The sequence below is a fragment of the Phenylobacterium sp. genome (assembly GCF_036495085.1).
Taxonomy (GTDB): Bacteria; Pseudomonadota; Alphaproteobacteria; order Caulobacterales; family Caulobacteraceae; genus Phenylobacterium.
In genome coordinates this window covers 1-22,294 of sequence record NZ_DASXNL010000161.1, presented here as the reverse complement: position 1 = coordinate 22,294, position 22,294 = coordinate 1, and the positions used below count along the sequence as shown (strand labels likewise).

Here is a 22,294-nt window from a genome sequence, read left to right as displayed (position 1 = left end):
CCGGGCTCCGTCCCTATCCCCTTAGTTGCTTAGCCGCTTAGTTGTGCATCTGCGCCGCGAAGCGCTGATCGCTCAGCATGGCCGAGAAGGCCGCGTTCGAGGTCAAAGAGGCGAATGCTCGCGAACCGGCGATCGCCTGCATCGCCTGCACGTTGGCCGCCAGCATCGACATCGCCTGGGCGTTGGAGGTCAGCGCGACGAAGGCTTGCGGCGCCAGGGCCATCTGCGCGAACGCCTGCGGATAGGCGGCCATCGCCTGAAGAGCCTGGGCGCTGGAATTGCCCACGGCGACGGCGCTCGCCGAAGCCTGGGCCGCCACGGCTGCGGCCGACTGGAAGGCCAGCGCCTGTTGCGCGATCGCCGCCATGGCCTGTGGGTTGAGCGCGAGCACGTGGAAAGCGGTGGCGTTGGCGGCCATCGCGTCGAAGGCCATGGCGTTGGAGGCGATGGCCCGGAGGGACGCCGCATTAGCCGCCAGTCTGCGGAACGCCACGTCGTTGGCGGCGAGCGAGGCGAACATCTGGCTGTCGGCTCGCAAGGCCGCCATGGCTTTCACGTCGTTGGCCAGGGCCAGGAAGGCGGCCGGAGCCGAGGCCATCCCGTCGAACGCCTGCGGCGTCGAAGCGGCCATGGCGAAGGCGTTCACATCGTTGGAGAAGTTCGCGAACGCCCTGGGGTCTGCCATCATCGCCTGAAGCGCGGCCGGATAATGCGAAAGGGCGGCGAACGCCTGGGCGTGTTCAGCGATCGCGGCCATTGCCTCTGGCTGCCCGGCGAGCGCGGCGAACGCGACTGAGTTGGCCGCGAGAGCCGAGGCGATGGCGTCAGTGGACACCGCCTGGCGCATGATCCCGCTGGCGGCCAGCTGGCTTTGTACGGCGACCGCATTGGCCACCATGGCCTGGAGGGCTGCGGGATTGGCGCCGATCATCACGTAAACGCGCGCGTTCGCCGCCATGGTGGCGAACACCTGCGGGTCGCCCTTGATCGACGCTACGGCCCTGGCGTCGTTCGACAGGGCCAGGAAGGCTTGCGACTGGTGCGACATGGCGTCGAACGCAGACGGATTGGCGGCCGCGGCGAAGAACGCTTGGGGGTCCTTGGTGAACTGCTGGAAGGCCTGCGGGTTGGCCGCTACGGCCAAGAACGCCTGCGGATAGGCCGCGAGCGCCTGCATCGCCTGGGCGTTCCCGACCATCGCGGCGAAGGCCCGGGCGTTGGCCGCCTGCGCCTCCGGAGTGAGGTTGGCGTAGGCTTGGGCGTTCTCCGCCAGGGCGGCGAACAGTTTCGGATCGCCCGCGAGTCGCGCGAACGCTCCCGGGTCCTGGGCGATGGCCGCCAGCGCCTTTGGATTGTGCTGGGCGAGCGCGGTGAAGGCAGGATCGGTCGCAAGAGCTCTGAATTTCGGATCCTTCACCATCAGCTCGAAGGCGTCGGTCTGCATGAGCTGGGGGACGGTCGTGTCGCCCAGGACGACGTCGCTACTGGAGATCTGGCTGGCATGGTACCGCTCGGCCGGAGCAATGGCGCCGGTCATCCCGCCCCCCTGAGGGGGATAGACCCGGCCGATGCCATACGCGCCGCCGGCGACGACCAGGATTGCGGCCCCAGCCACCATGATCTGCGTGTTGTTGGAAACTTTCGCGTTCATGAGCTTTGCCCCAGAAAGGTCAAGCTACGGAACAGACGTTGCGAACCGCGTTACGTCAACTGGAAATCATTCCCTCTACAGAGTACTTTGCGCGCTTTGATGCCTAAGGCCGCGCCGTCCGAAGGAAACACAGGATCCCCCTCCGGCGCGCCCGGCTTACCGCCTGGAATCGAGGGAGCCCTATTCGAAGGGGCGCATGGCGCCGGGCTTTCGAAGACATGGGCCGCTCCAGACGGGGAATCCTGCCCCGGCCGCAGGCTTATGGGCCTTGGAGGAGAACATCGGCCCGATGCTCCAGTGATTTGGCCAAAGCCGTCGCCCCGCCGGCGGCGAGGGTCGTTGCGAACTCCGAGCGCTGGCCAAGCAGGGAGCTGACGGTGCTGTTGTAGTAGACATCGATCACCTTCCAGGTCCCGGTCCCGGCGCTCTGACGCATTCGGTAGGTGAGGTCGGTGGTCGTGCCGCCGCTGTGAAGGCGGGTATGAACCAGTTTGTCGGGGCCCCGGGTATCGACCTTTTCGAGGCTGAAGGTCTCGCCGTTGAACCCGTCGAAGTTGTGGGCGTAGGTCGCCACCGTCATCCTTGTGAACGCTTTCACCAGCATCGCCTGCTGGTCGGGGGGCAGGCCGCTCCAGGTCGTGCCGACCGCGAAGCGGGCCATTGTGGGCAGGTCAAAGGCCTGCTCGATGGGCGGGCGCAGCGCCTCGTAGCGGCCCTTCGGGCCCAGGACCTTGGCGCGCCGCATCACATCAAGGAGCGCGCCGTGCAATGCGGTGATTTGGGCCGCCGCTGGATCGCCGGCCTGGGCGCGAGCAACAGGGGCGCCCAAGAGGATGCTGAGGGCCGCCAGGAGAAAAAGGAGCGGTGTGCGATGCATATGGTTAGGCCGTCTCGGCGAGGCTTGTCTCGACAACATGTACGATGTCGGCGGCGTTCAGACCGGCGCGGGCGTACTGCTTGATCATGACAACCCCTTTGACCCAGTGTTGAGTTTGACGTCAGGAGCGGCGGCCTAACAGATATTGGGGGAGGGCCCTTAGACAGTCAGCCTCCGGCCCGAAGGGCGATAGCGCCGCAGAGGCGCTCTCAGCCAAACGGGCGGCCTTTGACCGGGCCTCCTCAACACCCCACAGCGATACGAGCGTGGCTTTACCGAGATCGGCATCCTTGCCGACCCGTTTTCCCGCCTGCTCGGCAGATCCCTCGGCGTCGATCAGATCGTCGCTGATCTGGAAGGCGACGCCGAAGTCGCGGGCGTAGGCGAGCAGACTCTCGCGCGCGCCGGCGGGCGCATCTGCGATGACGGCGCCGGCGACGCAGGCGAAGGCGAAGAGGGCGCCGGTCTTCTTGGCCTCGAGCTCAATGATCTCGTCTACCCCGAGGCCCAGTCCCGGCGCGGCGATGTCGATCATCTGCCCGCCGATCATCCCATCGCTTCCGGCGGCGCGCGCTAGCAGCGTCACGAGTTCGCTCCGCGTCTCGGCGCGTGGATGGGTGGCCGGATCGGCCAGGACCTCGAAGGCGAATGTCAGCAGGGCGTCCCCCGCCAGGATGGCGGTGGCCTCGTCGAACTGGCGATGGGTGGTCGGGCGGCCGCGGCGCAGGTCGTCGTCGTCCATCGCCGGCAGATCGTCATGCACGAGCGAATAGGTGTGCATCGCCTCGATGGCGGCAGCGACCCGCAGGGCGCAAGAGCGGGGCGCATCGAATAAGCGCGCCCCTTCGAGGACGAGGAACGGCCGCAACCGCTTGCCGCCGGCGAAGACGGCGTAACGCATTGCTTCCTGAACCCGACGGTGAAGGCCGGCGGGGTGCGGGAGCAAGGTGTCGAGGCTCGCCTCGACCGCGCGGGCGGCCTCGCCAAGGGCGGCCTGCACGGCGGAAAGGTCAGGGGCGTCCGAATGCGCCTGCTCCGGCGCGGACGCTGCGCCGGACAGGCCCTGCTGTGGCTCGGTCGAGAGATTCGCCATCTAGACCCCGACAGACTTTCGGCTGGCCGCGGCCTCAGGGGCGGCCTTGGGCTCCGCGGCGCGGGCTCGGGCCAACTCGACGATATGGTCCGCCGGAACGGCTGTTTGATCTTTCGGCGCCGGCACTTGCATGAGGGCCCTTCGTACCCAGCTTACCACTCAGGTGGTATAATGTTGTTGTAAGGCTCCGGTTATGTGGAACGACGATTGCGCCGCCGGCTGACAATCTGAATAGTAGGAGCGCCCGCGGTCGGATCGCAAGCGAGCACATGCGGAGGCAGTCGATGAGAGTCGTTCTTGCGCAACCCCGCGGTTTTTGCGCAGGCGTGGTGCGCGCGATAGACATCGTGGAACGGTCGATCGAGAAATTCGGCGCTCCCGTCTATGTGCGCCATGAGATCGTTCACAACCGCACCGTGGTCACCGACCTCGAACGGAAGGGCGCTCGGTTCGTTGACGAGCTTGATCAGATCCCCGACGGCGCGGTGACCATCTTCAGCGCCCATGGCGTGCCGCGAGCCGTGGTCGACGGCGCCCGCGCGCGCGGCCTGCCGGTGCTCGACGCCACCTGCCCGCTGGTGTCGAAGGTGCACTCGCAGAGCCGCCGTTATGTCGCCCAGGGCCGGACGTTGATCCTGATTGGCCACGCCGGCCATCCGGAGGTGGAAGGCACGCTTGGCCAGGTGGACGCGCCCGTCCGGGTGGTCTCGACGGTGGCCGACGTCGAGGCGCTCGACCTGCACCGCGACACTCCCGTGGCCTATGTCACCCAGACAACGTTGAGCGTCGACGAAACGCGTGGCGTGATCGCCAGCCTGAAGGCGCGCTTCGACGACCTTGCGGGACCAAACCTCTCGGACATCTGCTACGCGACACAGTTCCGGCAGCAGGCCGTGCGTGTGCTGTGCGAGTCCGTCGAAGTGCTGCTGGTGGTCGGCGCGGCTAACAGCTCCAATTCCAATCGTCTGCGAGAGATCGGCGTCGAGCTTGGGGTGCCCAGCTATCTGATCGCCGATGCCACAGCGCTCGATCCCGCCTGGGTGCGAGACGCCAAGGTCGTGGGCCTGACCGCCGGCGCCTCCGCCCCGGAAGCGGTGGTGTTGCAGGTGATCGACGCGCTGCGCCGGCTCGGCGAGGTTGAGGTGACCCAGATGGATGGGATTGAAGAGACGGTTTCGTTCCGGCTACCGCCGGAGCTGCGCCAGACTGAAGACGAACCTGGCGGCGTCGCCTAGCTCGGAGGACAAACGCGATGGCTATCCCGTTGCGGCAGGCGGCGCATATCGGCGCCTACGTGGTCAAACAGCACCTGATGGGGCGCAAGCGCTATCCGCTGGTGCTGATGCTGGAGCCGTTGTTCCGCTGCAACCTGGCGTGCGCCGGCTGCGGGAAGATCGACTATCCCGACGAGATCCTCAATCAACGCCTGAGCTACGAACAGTGCATGGGCGCCATCGACGAGTGCGGCGCGCCCGCCGTCTCGATCGCCGGCGGCGAGCCGCTCCTGCATCGCGACATGCCGCGCATCGTCCAGGGCTTCATCGCCCGCAGGAAGTTCGTGATCCTGTGTACGAACGCACTCCTCCTGGCCAAGAAGATCGACCAGTACAAACCCTCGCCCTACCTCTCCTGGTCGATCCATCTCGACGGCGACCAGGTCATGCACGACAAGTCGGTCTGCCAGGCCGGGGTCTACGACAAGGCGGTCGAGGCGATCCGGCTGGCTAAGTCCAAGGGCTTCCAGGTGCAGATCAACTGCACCTTGTTCGACGGCGCCGATCCTGAGCGGGTAGCGGCCTTCTTCGACACGGTGACCGAACTGGGCGTCAACGGCATCACTGTCTCGCCGGGCTACTCCTACGAACGCGCGCCGGATCAGGCGCATTTCCTGAACCGGACGAAGACCAAGACCCTGTTTCGTGAAATCTTCAGGCGCGGCAAGAACGGCCGGGCGTGGTCCTTCACCCAGTCGGACCTGTTCCTGGACTTTCTGGCCGGCAACCAGACGTTCGAATGCACGCCCTGGAGCATGCCGGCGCGTACGGTCTTCGGCTGGCAAAAGCCCTGCTACCTGCTGGGCGAGGGCTATGTGAAGACCTTCAAGGAGCTGATGGAGGACACCGCCTGGGAACGCTACGGTGTCGGCCGCTACGAGAAATGCGCCGACTGCATGGTTCACTGCGGTTTCGAGGGTACCGCGGTCCGCGAGTCGGTGACCAATCCGCTGAAGCTGGCCAAGGTCGCGATCGGCGGCATCCGCACCTCCGGACCGATGGCGCCGGACATCCCGCTGGATAACCAGCGTCCGGCCGACTTCGTCTTCTCAGCCCACGTCGAGCGGATGCTTGGGGAGATCCGGCAGTCCAATCCTCGGGCCAAGAAGACGACGCGCGTCGGCTAGGGCGCGAAAGGCAAGGTCGGCGTTCCGACCGGTCCGGATGAGCGCTGGCAGCTGGCGCGGATCGCGCGCCAGAGCGCTCAGCACGGGACCCAGCGCCATGCTCCCGTCCGGATTGAGGCCGACGCGCACCGCCGGCGGCAGGTCGTCGCCCGCCGCATCGGAGATCACCCGGATCGCCACGAAAGGGACGCCGAAGCGGGCCGCGGCCCGGGCGGCCAGATGGGACTCCATGTCCACCGCAAGCGCCGCCCAGCGATGGCGCGCCGAGGCCTTCTCACTGGCGGCCACCAGCATAGCGTCGGCGCCCAACAGCCGGCCATGGGCGCGCGGCCGCAGCCGGCTCATCACGGCGGCGGTCCATCGCGCGTCGGTCGGCCAGGCGACGTCTTCGCCGACCACCTCGGTGGCGATCACCCAATCGCCGGGCCGCAGCGAGGCGTCGAGCGCGCCGGCCAGGCCGATGCTCGCCACAGCCTCCGGCGGCGCAACATCGCGCAGCGCGGCTTCCAGCACCGAGCGTCGGCCGCCGCCGACCGCGGCCGCCACCTCGGGACCGCTGACCAGCCTCGCCTCACGCTGCAGACCACAGACCGCCAGCAGGGTCACATGCCGACGCCGACATGACGGCTGTTGGTGCGGGCCAGCCGTCGATAGCGGGCGAGCGCCCAAAGCGGAAAGTACTTCGAATAGCCGTGGTAGCGCAGGTAGAAGACGCGCGGAAAGCCGCCGCCCGTATAACCCGGCTCCGGCCAGAAGCCCTCGGCGTCCTCGGTCCGTAACAGCCAGGCGATCCCGCGCACGACGGCCGGGTGATCGATTTGGCCCGCAGCCATCAGACCCATGACAGCCCAGGCGGTCTGGGAGGCGGCGGAGGGCGCAGCGCGATGACCCGCGTGGCCGAGGTCATAGCTCTCGCAACCCTCACCCCATCCCCCGTCTTCGTTCTGTATCGCGATCAGCCAATCGAGCGCCCGACGCACCATCGGCGCCTCGGCGCTCAGGCCTGCAGCGTTCAGCGCGCACAGCACCGACCACGTGCCGTAGATATAGTTGACCCCCCAGCGCCCGAACCAGCTGCCGTCAGGGCGCTGGCTTGCGGCGAGGAAGGCGAGCGCCGCGGCCATCCGAGGCTCGTCGCGGGGAACGCCGAGTTGGGCCAGCATGCTGATGCAGCGGGCGGTGACGTCGTCGGTCGGCGGATCGAGCAGGGCGCCGTGGTCCGCGAACGGGATGTTGTTGAGGTAGTGATAGGTATTGTCGGCGTCGAAGGCGCCCCAGCCGCCGTTGCGGCTCTGCAGCCCCTCGACCCACTCGCGGCCGCGCGCGATGGCGTGCGCCGGATCGCCGCCGCCCTCGGTGCGGGCGCGGTCCATGGCCATCACCACCACGGCGGTGTCGTCGAGGTCGGGATAGTAGGGATTGGCGTATTGGAAGGCCCACCCGCCGGGCCGGACCCCGGGCCGCCGATGGGCCCAGTCGCCCTCCACATCCAGAACCTGCAGCGGTTCAAGCCAGTCCAGGCCGCGCGCTGCGGCCCCAACTGCGGCCTCGTCACCGAGTTCCAGAAGCGTGTGACAGGCGAGCCCGGTGTCCCACACAGGCGAGATACAGGGCTGGCAGTAGGCTTCGTCTGGTTTGACCACCAGGAGGCGCTCGACGGATTCCCGGGCGATGGCGCGGTCTGGCTGCTCTGGTGGGACCCCGAGCGCGTCATACATCATCACGCTGTTGGCCATCGCCGGGTAGATCGCTCCCAGGCCGTCGCGACCGTTAAGCCGTGTCTCGACAAAGGCGCGGCAGGCCGCGATCGCCCGGGCGCGCAGCGTCTTCGGCCAGAACGGTTCGATCGCCTTCAGCAGCACGTCGAGCGCGGCGAACCCCCAGGTCCACAGACGCTTCGGGTCCGCGGCCTTGGAGCCCGGCTTGATCTCGGCGGCGCCGTCGTACAACTCAGCGACGCCCACGCCGCGCGGGTTGCGCGCCACCGGCCGTGACGTCTGCAGCACCAGGAGCGGCACGATCACGGTGCGCGCCCAGTACGACATCTTGTTGAGGTGGATGGGAAACCAATCGGGCAGGAGGATCAGTTCCACCGGCATGGTGGGGATCCGCGCCCAGTCCATCTGCCCGAACAGGGCGAGCTGGATTCGGGTGAAGACGTTGGCCGCGTTGGGACCCCCATGTGCGCGGATCGCTGTCCGCGCCGCGGCCATGTGCGCAGCATCGGGATCGTCCCCGATCATCTTAAGCGCGTAGTAGGCCTTGATGCTGGCGCTGATGTCGAAGGGGCCGCCGTGGACCAGCGGCCAGCCATGGTGCTCGCCCTGTCGGCGCCGCAGGTAGACCCCGATCTTGCGTTCCAGAGTTAGGTCGTCAGGCTCGCCCAGGAACTGGCGCAGGAGAATGTATTCCGCCGGAATCGTCGCGTCGGCTTCGAGCTCGAACACCCAGTGGCCGTCAGCCTGCTGCCGCGACAGCAAGGCCTTGGCTGCGCGCTCGATGCGCCGATCAAGCTTGAGGACCTCGCGGGCGGCGTCATCGAGGTTGTTCATGTGAAGGCATCCTGCGCCAAGCGCGCCGCCAGGGCGCCGGAGCGAAGTGCGCCCTCAATGGTGGCGGGCAGGCCGGTGTCGATCCAGTCTCCCGCCAGCACGAGGTTGCGGAACCGGGTGCGAGCCTGCGGCCTCCGCGCGTTCTGCTCGGCGGTGGCCAGGAAGGTGGCGCGTTTCTCCTTCACCACCTGCCAGGGCGGTAGCGCGTGCGCCAGGTCGAGCACCTGGACCACATCATCCCACAGGCGCCGCGCGGCGACTTCGCGCGGTGTGTCCATCCAGCGATTGGCGCCGCTGACCGTAACGGAGATGCGGTCGGGGAAGCAGAAGATCCATTCGGCCAACCCGTTCAGGACACCGGTGATGGGCCGCGAACCTGCCGGCGCGCGCACGCGGAAATGGCCGTTGAGGATGGCCTCGAAGCGATCCGGCGTCGGCAGGCCGGGGAGAAGCTCTGCGGTGATCCAGGGCGGTGTGGCCAGCACGACCCGGTCGTCGGCGGCCAGGGCTTGCCGGCGGTCGGCGAAAACGAGGGCGAGGACCTGGTCGTTCTCCGCCTCGATTCCCAGCAGTCGGCGCTTCATGCGGATCCGCGCGCCGCGGGCCTGCAAATAGTCCAGCGCCGGATCGACGTAGGTGGCTGCGAGACCCTGCGCAGGGAGCCGCGGCGCGTAGGCCGCGCCGCCCCGCGCCAGGGTTTCGCGGACCACTTGAGCCGCCAACTCGGCCGAGGCGGTCTCCGGTTCGGCATTGAGCGCTGCGAGCAGGAAGGGGCGCATCAGCCGGTCCCAGACCGGACCCTGGCAACGGATCGCCTGGTTCACGGACTGACCGGGTTTGGCGCGCAACAGGCCGGCCATGGCGAGGAAGTCAGCAAAGCGGGCCCCCGGCACGCCCCGCTCGGCGCTCAGGACCCACCACGGGACCGCGCCCGGATTGGGGCGCACGGTCCAGGCTTGCCGCGTGGCCAGGTCGATGAAGGGGAATTCCGCCGCAGGCGGGCCGATGAGGTCCTGCCGGGCGCCGATCCGCTCGAGGTATTGGTGAACCGCGAGGTTGCCGGACAACACCAGATGGTTGCCGTTGTCGATCGTCAGGCCGATCTGGCTGTCGAAGTAGGAGCGGCAGCGCCCGCCGGCGAGCGCAGCCGCCTCCGAGAGTTCGACCGTCAAGCCTTGCGCGGCAAGCGCCGTGGCCGCGCCGAGTCCCGCAAGGCCCGCCCCCACCACATAGGCCGTCATCCGAACAGGGTCTCCCGCGCGACCTGCCACAGGAGCCTGGTCTTGTTCACCTTGACCTTGGCCCGTGGCGTCGCCCAGCCGCGACGGCGCAGACCTTCCAGGACGCCGCCATAGGCGGCCGCCATCAGCCTGGGCGGCGCCAGGCGACCACGCGGCTTGCCGGCCAGTACGGCCTCGGCCGCGCGATAGTGGGCGTCGGCGCATTCGGCCAGCGCCTCGCAGACGCTGCCCAGCCGCGGATCGCGAACCGCCTCGGCCGGGTCCCTCGTCAAAATCCCGGCCTTGGTCAGGAGTTCGGCCGGCAGATAGAGCCGCCCCATGTCGGCGTCTTCGTCGATGTCGCGCAAGATGTTGGTCAGCTGCAGGGCTCGGCCCAAACTGTGGGCGAGCGCACGGCCTGGCGTCTCGTCCATGCCGAAGATCCGCACGGAGAGCCGTCCGACCGCGGAGGCCACTCGGTCGCAGTAGAGGTCCAGGGTCGCCAGGTCAGGGCCGCGCAGGCCGGCCAGGTCCATCCCCATCCCGTCGATCACAGCCTGGAAATCGACCTCGGCCAGGCCATAGTTGGCGACGGCGTGGGCGAGCATCGCCGCTGGGCCGGGGTCACCGCCGGCGTAGAGCGCCCGGACGTGGCCCCGCCAGGCGTCCAGCGCCGCTTCCCGGGCCGCCATCGGCGGACCCGGCTCATCGGCGATGTCGTCGACAATCCGGCAGAAGCCGTAGACCGCGTACATGGCGGTCCGCTGCGGCCTGGGCAGAACCTTCATCCCGGCGGAGAACGAACTGCTCGAGGCCGCCTTGACGTTGGCGGCATCCCGCGTTGGCGCGGAAGCAGTGGCGATCAGCGTCATGCTGGCTTACCCGGTGACCGAGGCTCGGGCGGAAGCGGTCCTGGATCCGGGCAAGATGGCACGGACCAGGGCCGACCCCGTCAGAGCGGCGACTTCCAGTTTTGAATGATGCACCCGCCGGCTAATCGGGTCACGCGCGATCAGCTTTGCCGCGAGGTCCTCCGCCAACCGCTGGATGACGGCCACCTCCAGGCGCAGGCGCGGGTCGCGGACCTGGCCCGCGAGAGGCCTGCCGTCGGCCAACAGCCCGAGGCTGCGATGCGCCAGTTCGGTCAGGACGCGCCGAAGGGCCGGCGAGGCGGCAGGCGCCTGGAGCTCGGCCTCGATCCCTCCCTCACGCGCCATCAGGTCCTGCGGTAGGTAAACCCGGTTCAGGCGCCGGTAGTCCTCGCCACAGTCCTGCAGATGGTTGATCACCTGCAGTGCGGCGCAAAGGGCGTCGGAGGCCGGCCAGGTCGTCTCGGGCTCTCCGTGGATCGCCAACACCATCCGCCCGACGGGCGCAGCCGAGTAGCGGCAATAGGTCATGAGCGCCTCCCATGTGGGATAGCGCGCCTGCGTCGCGTCCTGGCGGAAGGCGACCAACAATTCCTCGGCCGGGAGCGTGGGCAGACCGCGGGCCGAAAGCGTTTCGCGCAGGGCGACAGCGACGGGCGCGCGGTCGTGTTCCCCACGCAGCGACCCCCGCAGGATCTCCAGGTGCGCCAACTTCTCTTCGGGAGTCAGGGTCTCGTGGTCGGCGACGTCATCGGCCGTGCGGGCAAAGGCGTAGAAGGCCATGATCGCGGGCCGGTGGCGCGCCGCGATCAGCCGCGAGGCCACTGGAAAGTTCTCGTCGCCGGCGTCCTTGCCGGTGCGGACGTCCCCCTCGGCCAGGGTCATGCGGTGCGCGCCAACGCCTGAGCGCGGCCCTTCCATTGTCCGCCGCCGCCTCGCCAGACCTGGACCGCAGAGTGCACGGTGAACCCGACGTAGAGGGCGGCGATGACCGGCAGCGCCAGACCCCAGGCGGGGGAGCGGCGGTAGAAGCGCAGCATGGGCTGGAAGGCCAGCGCCATCAGCGCCCAGGCTACAAGGCCGCAAATCCGCGCCCAGCCGTCACCGAAGAGCGCGAGCGCCGGCGGCAACAGGTAGGTGGCCGTCAGGCCCAGGATCGCGCCGGCCAGTCGCCAGGGAGAATAGCCGAGCTGGGCGTAAGCGGAGCGCGACACCATCCGGCCGAACGCCGCCACGGTCGGATAGGGCCGCAGGCTGCGGGCGCGGCGGGTGAGGCCAAGCCAGATCGGGCCCTGCGATTTCATTATGGCCGCCAGCGCGCAGTCGTCGATCACGGCGGCGCGGATGGCGGCGATGCCGCCGGCCCGCGCCAGGGCCGCCCGGTCGGCCAACATGCAACCGCCGGCCGCCCCGGCGACGCGATGGCCCGCTCGGTTCACCCAGCGGAAGGGGTAGACCATCTGGAAGAAGAAGACGAAGGCCGGGATCAGCATTCGCTCGGCCGGCGTGCGGCAATGCAGTTCCGCCATCAACGAGGTGAGGACATAGTCCCCAGCCTCGGCCCTCGCGACCAGCCGGCGCAGGTTGTCGGGCGCGTGGGCGATGTCGGCGTCGGTGAGCCACAGGAGCTTGGGCGTCTCGCCGGCCGCAGCGACGCCCTGCGACACCGCCCAGAGCTTTCCGGTCCAGCCAGGCGGCAGGGCCTCGCCCGTGAGCACCCGCAGCCGATGCGGCGAGCCCGCGTCCCTGGCCGCGGCGCGGGCGGCCTCGCCGGTGCCGTCCTCGCTGGCGTCGTCGACCAGGATGACCTCGAAGGGGCCGGGATAATCCTGGGCGAGTAGGCTTGCGAGGCTCGCGCCGATCACGTCGGCCTCGTTACGCGCCGGGACGACCGCGGTGACCGCCGGCCATTGCGCCGGCTGCGGAGGGTCATGGGCGTCGTTCTGGTCGGTGCGCCAAAAAGCGCCGCGCGCGACCAGCAGATAGGCCCATAGCGCCACCGCGATCAGGGACAAGGCCAGGGTCACGACAGGTACCCCGCCGCCTGGAACCAGGCGAGGGCGTCGCGCACCGCGTCGCGATACGGTCGCGCGTGGTATCCGAGCGCCCTCTCGGCCTTCGCCGAACTGAAATACATGTGGTGCTCGGCCATTTTCAGGGCGTCGCGGGTCAGGAACGGCTCACGTCCGGTGAGCCGGCCGATCTGTTCGGCGAGGTCAGCGAGCGGCCGCAGCGGGCCGATCGGCAATTTCACGGCCGGCGGCCGGCGGCCTGCCAGGGCGGCGATCAGGGCGAGCAGGTCCCTAAGGCTTACGTCCTGGCCGCCGAGGACGTAGCGCTCCCCGACCCGGCCTCGGGCCAAGGCCAGAAGGTGGCCCGCGGCGACGTCGTCCACGTGGACCAGGTTCAGGCCGGTGTCGACGAAGGCCGGGATTTTGCCGGTCGCCGCCTCCACCAGGATTCGGCCGGTGGGGGTCGGGCGCACGTCGCGTGGCCCAAGCGGCGTGGAGGGATTGACGACGACCGCCGGCAGGCCGCGTTCGCGCACCATCTGCAGCACCATGGCTTCGGCTACGACCTTGCTGCGCTTGTAGGCGCCGGGGGCGTCGGCCGCGCTGAGCGACAGGGACTCATCGCCCGGCCGCCCGTCCGGCGGCAGGCCCAGCGTCGCGACGCTGCTGGTGTAGACCACCCGCTCGACCCCGGCCCCCAGGGCCGCTTCCATGACGGCGCGGGTTCCGCCCAGGTTGTTGCGGACGATCTCCTCGGGGTCCCGCGCCCAGAGCCGGTAATCGGCGGCCACGTGGAAAAGGTAGCGTACGCCCAGGACCGCCTCGGCCATGGCCGAGGCGTCGCGCATGTCGCCGGTCAGGACCTCGGCGTCCAGGCCCTCCAGGTTGGCGCGCGGACTCTCACGGCGAACAAGCACCCGCAGCTTCGCGCCATGGGCCTGGAGCGCGTGGGCGACCGCCGAGCCGACGAAACCGGAGGCGCCGGTCACCAGCACCGAGGCGCCACGCAGGAGCGTGGCCACATCCCGCTGGGCGGGCTCGGCGCTCGCCTGGCCGATCATGCGGCCGGCTCTTCGCCGTCGGCCTCGTCGGGCGCGGGCGCCGCCGCCGTCTCCATCGAGACCACCGCATGGGTGGCCGATGCGTCGGTCTCGGGGGGCCGGGACGGCGGGGTGGCAGGCGGTGTGACTGGGCTCGGCGCCGGGGCGTCCAGATCCGGCAGTGTCTCGATGTCCACGGCCTTGCCGGTGATCTCCGTCTGGCGATTTTGCAGGAAGTAGGAGCGAAGGGTCGCGTAGGGGTCCGTCGAGGTCTGGCGGATGCGCGCCAGGTCCGCGGCGGAGTCGACGCGGTCGGACAGGGTGTCGATGACGACCGAGGCGGCGCCAATCCCCGCGCTGCCCTGGATGCGGACGTAACCCAGGGGTCCGAGGACGAAGTCGGCGAGGCTCCCCAAGCCGTCACGCACGGTGGTTGGGCCCGTCAGCGGCAGGAAGAGATAGGGTCCAGGCTTGGCGCCCCAGCGCCCGAGGGTCGTGCCGAAACCGTTGTCGTGGTGCGGCAGGCCTGTCATCCCGGCCACGTCGACGAAGCCCACGAGGCCGAGGGTGGTGTTGATCACAAATCGCGCCACGGTGCTCGCCGCCGTTCCGATCCGGCCCTGCAGCACATCGTTTACGGCCACCACCGGCTCGCCGAGGTTTTGGGACCAGTTACGCAGGGCCGAGCGAACCGGGGAAGGCGCTGCGCCGTAGCTACGCGACACCGGCCCGAACAGGTGCCGGTCCACCGACTCCTCAATCCCGAACATGCGCCGGTTGAAGCCCTCGAAGGGATCGCCGGCGGTCGCGGCGCGGCAGGGACCCGCCAACGACAAAGCCGCGAGCGCCAGGTACGCGTGCGCTAGTGGCGATCCGCTCGGTCGCATCGTCTTTTTCCCTTGGCGGCGGGCGGAGAATGGACGACTCAAACCATATACGCGCCGTCTTTTGAATGCGAAGTGGGGTTGTGGCGTTCGTCTCCGGATGGATCGGCGGAGCATTCGTCGCGCTGGCCCTGGCCGGCGCGCTCTACCAGTTGCTGGCCGCGCGCCTGCTCGCTCGCCTGCTGAGGCCGGCGGCCGCGCCGGAGCCCGGACCGCCGCCGGGCATAACCGTCCTCAAACCCCTGCACGGCGCCGAGCCCGGCTTGCGGGGCGCGCTCGAGAGCCTGCTGGCCCAGGACTATCAGGGACCGTTGCAGATCGTCTTTGGCGTCCAGAACCCCGCCGATCCGGCCCAGGCGGTGGTCGGGGAGTTGCGGCGCGCATATCCCGACCGGGACATCGCCCTGGTTATCGACCCGACGCCGCATGGGGCCAATCGCAAGATCGCCAACCTGATCAACATGCGCCGGCTCGCCCGGCATGAGGTGCTGGTGCTGGCCGACAGCGACATTGTCGCGCCGCCGGGCTACCTGAAGGGCTTGGCCGCGGCCCTCCAGGCGCCGGGTGTCGGGCTTGTCACCTGTCCGTATCACGGCCAGGCGGCCGGTGGCGGCTGGTCGCGACTGGCGGCCATGGGGCTCTCCTATCAGTTCCTGCCGAGCGTCGCCGCGGGCGTGGGCCTTGGGTTGGCTCAGCCCAGCATGGGCTCGACCATCGCCCTGCGCGCAGACGTGCTCGACCAGGCGGGCGGGCTCCAGGCCTTCGCCGACGTCCTGGCCGACGACTACGCCTTGGGGGCGGCGGTCAGGGCTGCGGGGTGGGGGACTTGCGTGGCCCCGGTGCTGGTGGCGCACAACTGCACGGAGGAAACTCTGGCGGAGGTCGTACGCCATGAGTTGCGCTGGGCGCGTACGGTGCGCGGGGTGGATCCCGCAGGCTTTGCCGGCAGCTTTGTGACCTATCCCACGCCGCTTGCGGTGATCGCCGTGATCCTCACCAGTGGCGGGGCGCCGGCCTTGGCGGCGCTCGCCGCAGCGCTTGCCTGCCGAGCTTGGGTCCGCAGCGAGGTCGATCGCCGGGTCGGAGGACCCAGCGGACCGTGGTGGTGGTTGCCGCTGCGCGACGGACTGTCGTTCGCCATATTCATGGGGTCGTTCTTCGTGCGCGCCGTAGACTGGCGCGGCGATCGTTTTCAGGTTGACCCCCAAGGTGGTTTAAGGCGCATTTGAAGGCCAAGATGATGAAAGCCCTGTTCCTTCAGGCCCCCTCGTTCGACGGCTATGACGGCGGCGCCGGTGCGCGCTACCAGATGAAGCGCGAGGTGAAGTCCTTCTGGTTCCCGACCTGGCTCGCCCAGGCGGCGGCCATGGTTCCGGGCGCGACGCTCATCGACGCGCCGCCGCACCGGCTATCGTTCAAGGACATCGAGGCCGATGTTAAGGCGCACGACTTCATCATCATCCACACCTCAACCCCGTCCTTCAGATCCGACTGCAGGACGGTCAGCCTGATCCGCGAGATCAATCGCGACGCCGTCATCGGCTTTATCGGCGCCAAGGTGGCGGTCGAGCCAAAGGAGAGCCTGGAGGCCTGCCCGGGCCTCAACCTGGTTTGCCGAGGCGAATACGAAGACACCATCCGCGAGCTCGCCGAGGGCAAACCCTGGCCGGAGATCCTCGGCCTGACTTATCGGGATACCGACGGCCAGATCCATGCGACGGGCGAGCGGCCGATTCGCGAGGACATGGACGAATTGCCGTCCGTCCTGCCGCTCTACAAGCAGTTGAAGGTCGAGAACTACTTCGGCGGCTACCTGCTGCATCCCTATATGAGCTGGTACACCGGGCGAGGCTGCAAATCGCGCTGCACGTTCTGCCTTTGGCCGCAGACGATAGGCGGGCACCGATATCGCCTCCAATCGGTGGCGCGCGTGGTCGAAGACGTAAAGTTCGTCCAGCGCGAATTCCCGCAGGTCCGCGAGATCTTCTTCGACGACGACACCCTCACCGACAACCACGAACGCGTGGAGGACCTGGCCCGCGCACTTGGACCCCTGGGGGTCACCTGGTCGTGCAACGCCAAGGCCAATGTGCCGCGCAAGACGCTGGAGGTGATGAAGGCCAATGGGCTGCGCCTGCTGCTGGTGGGCTATGAGTCCGGCAACCAGAAGATCTTGCACAACATCAAGAAGGGCATGCTGGTCGAGGTCGCCAGGCGGTTCGCAAAGGACTGCCACGAGCTCGGCATTATCGTGCACGGCACCTTCATCCTGGGACTGCCGGGCGAGACCCGAGAAACCATCCAGGAGACCTTAGCCTTCGCCAAGGACGTGAACCCCCGCACCCTGCAGGTGTCGCTCGCAGCGCCTTATCCGGGGACGTTCCTCTACGATCAGGCCAAGGCGAACGGCTGGTTTGCCTCGGATGTCGACCTCTTGACGGATGACGGCACCCAGATCGCGCCCCTCGACTATCCGGATCTCAGCCACACGGAAATCTTCGATGCCGTCGAGGAGTTCTACAAGAAGTTCTACTTCCGCCCCTCCAAGATCGCGGAAATCGTCGGCGAGATGCTGACCTCGAAGGACATGTTGGTCCGCCGGCTGCGGGAGGGCGTCGAATTCTTCCAGTTTCTGCGCACCCGCGAAGACATGATCGTCTCCTGAGGCCGGCTTGCGGCGCCTGATCGTCACCGCTGACGATTTCGGCGCCGCGCCCCAGGTCAATGATGCTGTGGAGTTGGCCCACCGCGAGGGCGTGCTGACCTCCGCCAGCCTGATGGTCGCCGCCCCGGGCACTTCCGACGCCGTGGCGCGGGCCAAGACGATGCCGCGCCTGCGCGTCGGCCTGCATCTCGTTCTGGTGGAGGGCCGCCCGACGTCGCCGATCGCCGACCTGCCGGATCTCGTGACTCGGCGCGGCGTCTTCCGGACCGACATGGCCGCGCTCGGCGCCGAAGCCTTCTTCCGGCCGAAGGTGCGTCGACAGTTCGCCGCCGAGATCGACGCGCAATTCGCAGCCTTCGCCGCCACGGGTCTTCCGCTCGACCACGCCAATGCGCACAAGCATTACCACCTGCATCCGACGATCGCGGGTCTGATGCTGGCGATCGGGCGTCGCTATGGCCTGTCCGCAAGTCGCGCGCCGATCGAACCGCGCGCCGTGCTGGCCGCCGTCGAGCCAGGCGCCACGCCCGGGCCCGCCTTCCTGACGGAGCCCTGGGCCCGGCGTTTGCGGGCGCGCTTCCGCCGGGCCGGGATCGCGGTCGCCGACCAGGTGTTCGGCCTGGCCTGGTCGGGGCACATGACAGCGCCACGCGTGGCCGGGATCGCGCGTCATCTCTCCGAGGGGCTGAGCGAACTCTATCTGCATCCCGCGACGGCCGGCGGCTTTGAGGGCGCAGCGGACGGCTACGACTACGCGGGCGAACTGTCAGCGCTGCTTTCGACGCAGGTCCGCCAAGCCTGCGTCGACGCAAATGTGACGCTGGGAGGCTTTTCGGACTTCAGGACGCACTCGCCGGTTCCGACGCGGCGCGAGGACGCCTAAATGGAAAGCGTGAGCTCAAGGAAGGGGAGCACCTTGAACGTCGCTGCCTTCGACGCATATCCCGAAATCCCAGTGGCGCCCCCGGCGCCCGGCGAGCGCGTGAAGCTGGGTAGCGAAGCGCACAAGGCGCTGTTCTGCGACGCTCTGCTCAGCACCCACGATCCCTACAAGCCCTCGATCATCGATTGGCCCAAGCTGGATCAGGACGTCCGTGGCCGGATCATTTCACTGCCGATCTGGGACATCGCCGTCCAGACCGAGGAAAAGGCCGGTTGGAACGTCAGCGTCTTCGGCGAGGCGGTCACCGATCCTCTGCTGAAGGCCGCCGTCGCCATGGACGCCTTCGAGGAGCGCCGCCACAAGCTCGTGCTGGCCAAGATGGTCGAGGCCTACGGCATCAAGCTCGATCCGGAACCGGTCTACCGCCGCCCGAAGGACCCGGAATGGGCCTTCATGGTCACAGGCTACTCCGAGTGCATCGACAGCTTCTTCGGGTTCGGCCTGTTCGAGATCGCGCGCAGCTCCGGATTCTTTCCGCTGGAACTGGTGGACACCTTCGAGCCGGTGATGCGCGAGGAGGGCCGCCACATCCTCTTCTTCGTCAATTGGGCGGCCTGGTGGCGGCGCAACATGCCCTGGTGGCGCAGGCCCTGGTTCGAACTGAAGGTGATCGCCGTCTGGCTGTTCCTGATCGCCGAGCGGATCGGCATCGCCGGGGACATGGAGAAGAGCGAAAAGGCGAACGACAACAATTTCACCCTCAACGGCTCCAGGGAACTGGGCGTCGAGATCTCTTTTCCGGACCTGGCCCGCATCTGCCTGGCGGAGAATGATCGTCGCCTGGCAGCCTACGACGCGCGCCTGATCCGTCCGCGCTTCGTGCCGGGCATGATCCGTCTGGCGCTCAGGTTCATGAAGCCGCCCGCCGCCGCGGTGGCCTGAGCTGGCCCGTGCGCCGCAACGCCGGATGCGGGCCGGGCTGATCCTGGCGCTGCTCATCGGCCTCGTCTTGCTGACCGTCGTGGTGGCGGTGGTGGGCTACAAGTCAGTGCTGTCGGCGATCTCCGCGGCGGGGCTGGGCGGGTTCGCGGTCTTCACCCTCTACTGGCCGGTGGTGATCCTGGTCCTGGGCCTTGCCTGGTTCGCCGTGGCGCCTGGCCTGGAATTCGCAAAGCTGGGCGCCTTGATCTGGGCGCGGCTGTTACGCGACGCGGGCGCGGACCTGCTGCCTTTCGCCCAGGTCAGCGGCTTCCTGGTCGGCGTACGGGCGGCCCAGGCGGCGGGCGCGCCGGGCGATCTGGTCGCGGCCTCGACGATCGTGGACGCCACCACGGAGATGGCCGCGCAGGTGGTCTACACGCTGATGGGGGTCGTTGTGCTGGTCGCCCAGACGCGCGGCGATCCGCAGGCGACGACGCTTTTGGCGGCATGTCTGGCAGGGCTCGGCTTTCTGTTGGCTGCGGCCGTGGCGTTCTGGTTCATCCAGCGGGGCGGTGTCAGTCTGATCGGCCGGTTGGCGGCCCGATGGGCCCCGAATTCGGCCACCTTGGCCGAGGCGGTCCGTGGCCACCTGGACGAAATCTACCGTCAGCCGGGCCGCCTCCTGGCCGGCGCGGTCCTGCATTTTGTCGGCTGGATCGGCAGCGGATTGGGGACCTGGGTCGCCCTGCGGTTCATGGGGACGCACGCGCCGCTCCTGGCCGTGCTGGCGGTGGACAGCTTGATGTACGCCGCTCGTAGCGTCGCCTTCATCCTGCCCGGCGGCCTCGGCGTCCAGGAGGGCGCCTACGTCCTGCTCGGGCCATTGTTCGGCATACCCCCGGGGCCGATTCTGGCCGTGTCGCTGTTGCGGCGCGCCCGCGATCTGGTCATCGGCGTGCCCGCGCTTCTGGTCTGGCAGGGGCGGGAGGGACGGGCGCTGCTGGCGCGCGATGGTTAGGCCGCAAGGCGCTCGCTCAATCGGCCTTGGGGTCGTCCCGGCGCGGCGGCGGCCCCAGCAGGGCGGGTTCGAAGATCAACGCCGCCACCAGGGTCCAGAGGAGCGAGATCATCAGGATCTTGCCCATGCTGGCGGTGCCCGGATGGCTGGACAGCATCAGACTGCCGAACGCCGTACCGGTGGTGAGCGCGCTGAAGAACACACCGCGCGCAAGGCTGGATTGCAGGAGGTCCTTCATGCCGCTGCGCCAGGCCATCACGAAGTAGATGTGGAACGCGACGCCCACACCGAACAGCAGCGGAAAGGCGATGACGTTGGCGAAGTTGATCGGCTGGCCAATCACCACGCAGGTTCCGAGTGTCAGGAAGCCCGCAAGGACGATCGGGGCCAGTGTGAAGGCCACTTCCCTGAAGCTGCGCAGGACGATGAGCAGCAGCAAGCTGATTGTGGCCAGCGAGAGCAGCCCCGCCTCGATGAAGGCGCCGCTGACCGTCTTGCCGGCCTCCTGGATGGAGATCGGCGGGCCCGAGGCCTCGGGCGCCAGCGCCTGGACCGCCTTGGAGAACCTTTGCAGGACGTGGTTGTCGTTCGAGTCGCCGCGCGGGGAGACCTGGATGCGCGCGCGGCCGTCGGCGGCGATCCAGTCCCGCTTCAGCTCGGCCGGCAGGCTGTCGAGCGTCACCGGCGCGGCCGTCAGCAGGGTGCGCAACTGATCGAGCAGGGTGTTCAGGGGAGGGACCAGCGCCGCGGCGGCGCGCGCGCGACCCGCGGGCGGCCCGGCAGCCAGGGTTTCCAGCGCCTTGGCAAGGCGCGCGGCGCCCGGGTCGGCCGGCGCGGCCGCGCGCAGCTTGGCGGCCGTCTCGTGCATGGCGGAGATCACTTCGGCGTCGCTGGGGGGCGACTTCACCTCAAAGGGGTTCAGGGTGGGGTCGAGGAGTAATTGGGCATCGGAGATCGCCGCCAGTTTCGGCGCCTGTTCGTCGGGCACGAAGCTGGAGAGGGTGACCGTCTGGGCGACTTCAGGCAGCCCGTCAAGGCGCTCGGCCAGCCTGTTGGCGGCGTCCAGCGAGGGCGCCAGCACGTCGATGGTGTTCGGCGTGCGGCTGGGGTCGCCCATCAGGTCGGTGATGGTCGACATGGCCTCGCCATGGATGTTGCGCAGGTGCAGTGGATTGAAGTCGAAGCGCACCCACGGAAGTAAGGCGATGCTGGCCGCCATGGAGAGCGCGAAGGCCCAGAGCACGAGCTTTCGGCGCTCCACGAGGAAGCGGTCGACCGGGGCCAGGCGCGCGTTGCCCACCGGCTCGGTCTGGCGCCGAACCTGGAAGAGGACGATCAGCGCCGGCAGCAGGGTGAGATTGAGGGCCAGGGCGAGCACCATGCCGACCCCGGCGATGATCCCGAGCTCTGAGACCCCGATGTACTGGGTGGGTAGAAAGGCGAGGAAACCCAGTGTGATGGCCGCGGCCGCCAGGGTGAGGGCGCCGCCGATGCCGGCGGCGGCGGCTTGCAGCGCCACGCGCGGGTCGGGCTCGGTCAGGCGCTCTGCCCGGTATCGCACGCTGAGCTGGATACCGAAGTCCACGCCTAGGCCCACAAACAGAGGGATGGAGGCCACGGAGATCAGGTTGAACCGACCCACGGTGACGAGGCCTGCGGCGGTGGTCAGCAAGAGGCCTGCGAAGGTGGTGGCCAGGATCGCCGCCACCAGCTTGAAGGACCTCACGGCGAGCCACAGCATGACGAGCACCGCCAGCACCATGGCGCCCGACACCAGCCAGGCGCGATCGGCGAGGGAGGCGAACTCCTCATCGTAAAGTGGCACCGAGCCCGTCAGGCGAACCCGCACGCCATGACCCGGGTCGAGGGCGAGACTCCGGGCGGCGGCGCGGATTGCGTCGCTGGCGGCCACGCCGGGCGTGAGGTCGCCGTAGTCCAGTTTCGGGCGGATGACGACGAAGCGGCGCTTGGGCGCGCTCAAGGGGCCGCCGGTGGCGCCGACCAGGCCCTGCCATGAGAAGAAGGCCGGCTTGCCCGACGCTGCAGCTTCAAGGCTGTCCGCAAGGGTGCTTAGCGGCGTCTCGACGGAGGCGATCGGCGCCTGACCGGCCTGCACGCCGTCCGCCAGCGTTGCGATCGCAGTCATGATCCCGCGCAAGCTGGGGTCGGCGGCCATAGGCCCCAGAAACGGCTGCGATGAGACCAGCC

19 protein-coding genes are annotated in these 22,294 nt (G+C 68.6%); 7 read left to right on the top strand and 12 right to left on the bottom strand.

From position 1 onward, the window contains the following. Positions 1–37: 37 nt before the first annotated feature. The 3 genes from VGI62_RS18040 to VGI62_RS18030 all read right to left on the bottom strand — a co-directional run bounded on the left by VGI62_RS18040 (position 38) and on the right by VGI62_RS18030 (position 3,621). The gene (locus VGI62_RS18040; protein WP_331505932.1) at positions 38–1,651 is read right to left on the bottom strand and encodes a hypothetical protein; all 1,614 of its coding nucleotides are present in this window, start codon (positions 1,649–1,651) and stop codon (positions 38–40) included. Between the two features lie 259 nt (positions 1,652–1,910). Beyond that, positions 1,911–2,528 carry an ABC transporter substrate-binding protein gene (locus VGI62_RS18035; protein ID WP_331505931.1) on the bottom strand — a complete coding sequence of 206 codons (618 nt, stop codon included), beginning with the start codon at positions 2,526–2,528 and terminating at the stop codon, positions 1,911–1,913. A gap of 121 nt (positions 2,529–2,649) precedes the next feature. Continuing rightward, complete coding sequence (locus tag VGI62_RS18030) at positions 2,650–3,621, bottom strand: farnesyl diphosphate synthase (protein WP_331505930.1); 972 nt, start codon at positions 3,619–3,621, stop codon at positions 2,650–2,652. Positions 3,622–3,890: 269 nt separating this feature from the next. Between VGI62_RS18030 and ispH the strand changes: the two genes are divergently transcribed. Further along, complete coding sequence (gene ispH, locus VGI62_RS18025; RefSeq protein WP_414695706.1) at positions 3,891–4,856, top strand: 4-hydroxy-3-methylbut-2-enyl diphosphate reductase; 966 nt, start codon at positions 3,891–3,893, stop codon at positions 4,854–4,856. Positions 4,857–4,873: 17 nt separating this feature from the next. Next, positions 4,874–6,022 carry an adenosyl-hopene transferase HpnH gene (gene hpnH / locus VGI62_RS18020; protein WP_331505928.1) on the top strand — a complete coding sequence of 383 codons (1,149 nt, stop codon included), beginning with the start codon at positions 4,874–4,876 and terminating at the stop codon, positions 6,020–6,022. Here hpnH and VGI62_RS18015 read toward each other — a convergent pair. From VGI62_RS18015 to VGI62_RS17980, 8 genes are read right to left on the bottom strand one after another with little or no spacing between them, the layout of a single operon-like run. Beyond that, positions 5,945–6,628 (bottom strand): hypothetical protein, encoded by a 684-nt coding sequence (locus VGI62_RS18015; protein ID WP_331505927.1) that lies wholly within the window; start codon positions 6,626–6,628, stop codon positions 5,945–5,947. The genes hpnH and VGI62_RS18015 overlap by 78 nt on opposite strands. Continuing rightward, positions 6,625–8,574 carry a squalene--hopene cyclase gene (gene shc, locus VGI62_RS18010; protein WP_331505926.1) on the bottom strand — a complete coding sequence of 650 codons (1,950 nt, stop codon included), beginning with the start codon at positions 8,572–8,574 and terminating at the stop codon, positions 6,625–6,627. Before shc ends, VGI62_RS18015 begins: the two co-directional genes overlap by 4 nt. Then, entirely contained in the window at positions 8,571–9,815 is a 1,245-nt protein-coding gene (gene hpnE / locus VGI62_RS18005) for a hydroxysqualene dehydroxylase HpnE (protein ID WP_331505925.1), read from the bottom strand. Before hpnE ends, shc begins: the two co-directional genes overlap by 4 nt. Beyond that, positions 9,812–10,666 (bottom strand): presqualene diphosphate synthase HpnD, encoded by an 855-nt coding sequence (hpnD, locus tag VGI62_RS18000; protein ID WP_331505924.1) that lies wholly within the window; start codon positions 10,664–10,666, stop codon positions 9,812–9,814. The genes hpnE and hpnD overlap by 4 nt, the downstream gene beginning before the upstream one ends. 6 nt (positions 10,667–10,672) lie before the next feature. After that, the gene (hpnC, locus tag VGI62_RS17995) at positions 10,673–11,548 is read right to left on the bottom strand and encodes a squalene synthase HpnC (protein WP_331505923.1); all 876 of its coding nucleotides are present in this window, start codon (positions 11,546–11,548) and stop codon (positions 10,673–10,675) included. Then, positions 11,545–12,690 carry a glycosyltransferase gene (locus VGI62_RS17990; protein WP_331505922.1) on the bottom strand — a complete coding sequence of 382 codons (1,146 nt, stop codon included), beginning with the start codon at positions 12,688–12,690 and terminating at the stop codon, positions 11,545–11,547. Before VGI62_RS17990 ends, hpnC begins: the two co-directional genes overlap by 4 nt. Beyond that, positions 12,687–13,736 carry a hopanoid-associated sugar epimerase gene (hpnA, locus tag VGI62_RS17985; RefSeq protein ID WP_331505921.1) on the bottom strand — a complete coding sequence of 350 codons (1,050 nt, stop codon included), beginning with the start codon at positions 13,734–13,736 and terminating at the stop codon, positions 12,687–12,689. The genes VGI62_RS17990 and hpnA overlap by 4 nt, the downstream gene beginning before the upstream one ends. Continuing rightward, positions 13,733–14,602 carry a VacJ family lipoprotein gene (locus tag VGI62_RS17980; RefSeq protein WP_331505920.1) on the bottom strand — a complete coding sequence of 290 codons (870 nt, stop codon included), beginning with the start codon at positions 14,600–14,602 and terminating at the stop codon, positions 13,733–13,735. Before VGI62_RS17980 ends, hpnA begins: the two co-directional genes overlap by 4 nt. 80 nt (positions 14,603–14,682) lie before the next feature. Here VGI62_RS17980 and hpnI point away from each other — a divergent pair, with 80 nt between their 5' ends. From hpnI to VGI62_RS17955, 5 genes are read left to right on the top strand one after another with little or no spacing between them, the layout of a single operon-like run. After that, positions 14,683–15,828 carry a bacteriohopanetetrol glucosamine biosynthesis glycosyltransferase HpnI gene (hpnI, locus tag VGI62_RS17975; protein ID WP_331505919.1) on the top strand — a complete coding sequence of 382 codons (1,146 nt, stop codon included), beginning with the start codon at positions 14,683–14,685 and terminating at the stop codon, positions 15,826–15,828. 8 nt (positions 15,829–15,836) lie between these two features. Further along, entirely contained in the window at positions 15,837–17,264 is a 1,428-nt protein-coding gene (gene hpnJ / locus VGI62_RS17970) for a hopanoid biosynthesis associated radical SAM protein HpnJ (RefSeq protein ID WP_331505918.1), read from the top strand. A 7-nt stretch (positions 17,265–17,271) separates the two neighbouring features. Continuing rightward, positions 17,272–18,147 (top strand): hopanoid biosynthesis-associated protein HpnK, encoded by an 876-nt coding sequence (hpnK, locus tag VGI62_RS17965; RefSeq protein ID WP_331505917.1) that lies wholly within the window; start codon positions 17,272–17,274, stop codon positions 18,145–18,147. Positions 18,148–18,180: 33 nt separating this feature from the next. After that, positions 18,181–19,089 (top strand): hypothetical protein, encoded by a 909-nt coding sequence (locus VGI62_RS17960; RefSeq protein ID WP_331505916.1) that lies wholly within the window; start codon positions 18,181–18,183, stop codon positions 19,087–19,089. Positions 19,090–19,114: 25 nt separating this feature from the next. Then, positions 19,115–20,086, top strand: coding sequence for a lysylphosphatidylglycerol synthase domain-containing protein (locus tag VGI62_RS17955; RefSeq protein WP_331505915.1), 972 nt, complete (start codon positions 19,115–19,117; stop codon positions 20,084–20,086). A gap of 16 nt (positions 20,087–20,102) precedes the next feature. Here VGI62_RS17955 and VGI62_RS17950 read toward each other — a convergent pair. Further along, the coding region (locus tag VGI62_RS17950; protein ID WP_331505914.1) for an MMPL family transporter at positions 20,103–22,294 on the bottom strand (2,192 nt) is incomplete at its 5' end.

Excerpts from the sequence above, each read along its gene's own strand:
- VGI62_RS18040 (WP_331505932.1), bottom strand. The coding sequence starts at position 1,651 with ATGAACGCGAAAGTTTCCAACAACACGCAGATCATGGTGGCTGGGGCC.
- VGI62_RS18035 (WP_331505931.1), bottom strand. The coding sequence starts at position 2,528 with ATGCATCGCACACCGCTCCTTTTTCTCCTGGCGGCCCTCAGCATCCTC.
- VGI62_RS18030 (WP_331505930.1), bottom strand. The coding sequence starts at position 3,621 with ATGGCGAATCTCTCGACCGAGCCACAGCAGGGCCTGTCCGGCGCAGCG.
- ispH (WP_414695706.1), top strand. The coding sequence starts at position 3,891 with ATGCGGAGGCAGTCGATGAGAGTCGTTCTTGCGCAACCCCGCGGTTTT.
- hpnH (WP_331505928.1), top strand. The coding sequence starts at position 4,874 with ATGGCTATCCCGTTGCGGCAGGCGGCGCATATCGGCGCCTACGTGGTC.
- shc (WP_331505926.1), bottom strand. The coding sequence starts at position 8,574 with ATGAACAACCTCGATGACGCCGCCCGCGAGGTCCTCAAGCTTGATCGG.
- hpnE (WP_331505925.1), bottom strand. The coding sequence starts at position 9,815 with ATGACGGCCTATGTGGTGGGGGCGGGCCTTGCGGGACTCGGCGCGGCC.
- hpnD (WP_331505924.1), bottom strand. The coding sequence starts at position 10,666 with ATGACGCTGATCGCCACTGCTTCCGCGCCAACGCGGGATGCCGCCAAC.
- hpnC (WP_331505923.1), bottom strand. The coding sequence starts at position 11,548 with ATGACCCTGGCCGAGGGGGACGTCCGCACCGGCAAGGACGCCGGCGAC.
- hpnA (WP_331505921.1), bottom strand. The coding sequence starts at position 13,736 with ATGATCGGCCAGGCGAGCGCCGAGCCCGCCCAGCGGGATGTGGCCACG.
- VGI62_RS17980 (WP_331505920.1), bottom strand. The coding sequence starts at position 14,602 with ATGCGACCGAGCGGATCGCCACTAGCGCACGCGTACCTGGCGCTCGCG.
- hpnJ (WP_331505918.1), top strand. The coding sequence starts at position 15,837 with ATGATGAAAGCCCTGTTCCTTCAGGCCCCCTCGTTCGACGGCTATGAC.
- VGI62_RS17955 (WP_331505915.1), top strand. The coding sequence starts at position 19,115 with ATGCGGGCCGGGCTGATCCTGGCGCTGCTCATCGGCCTCGTCTTGCTG.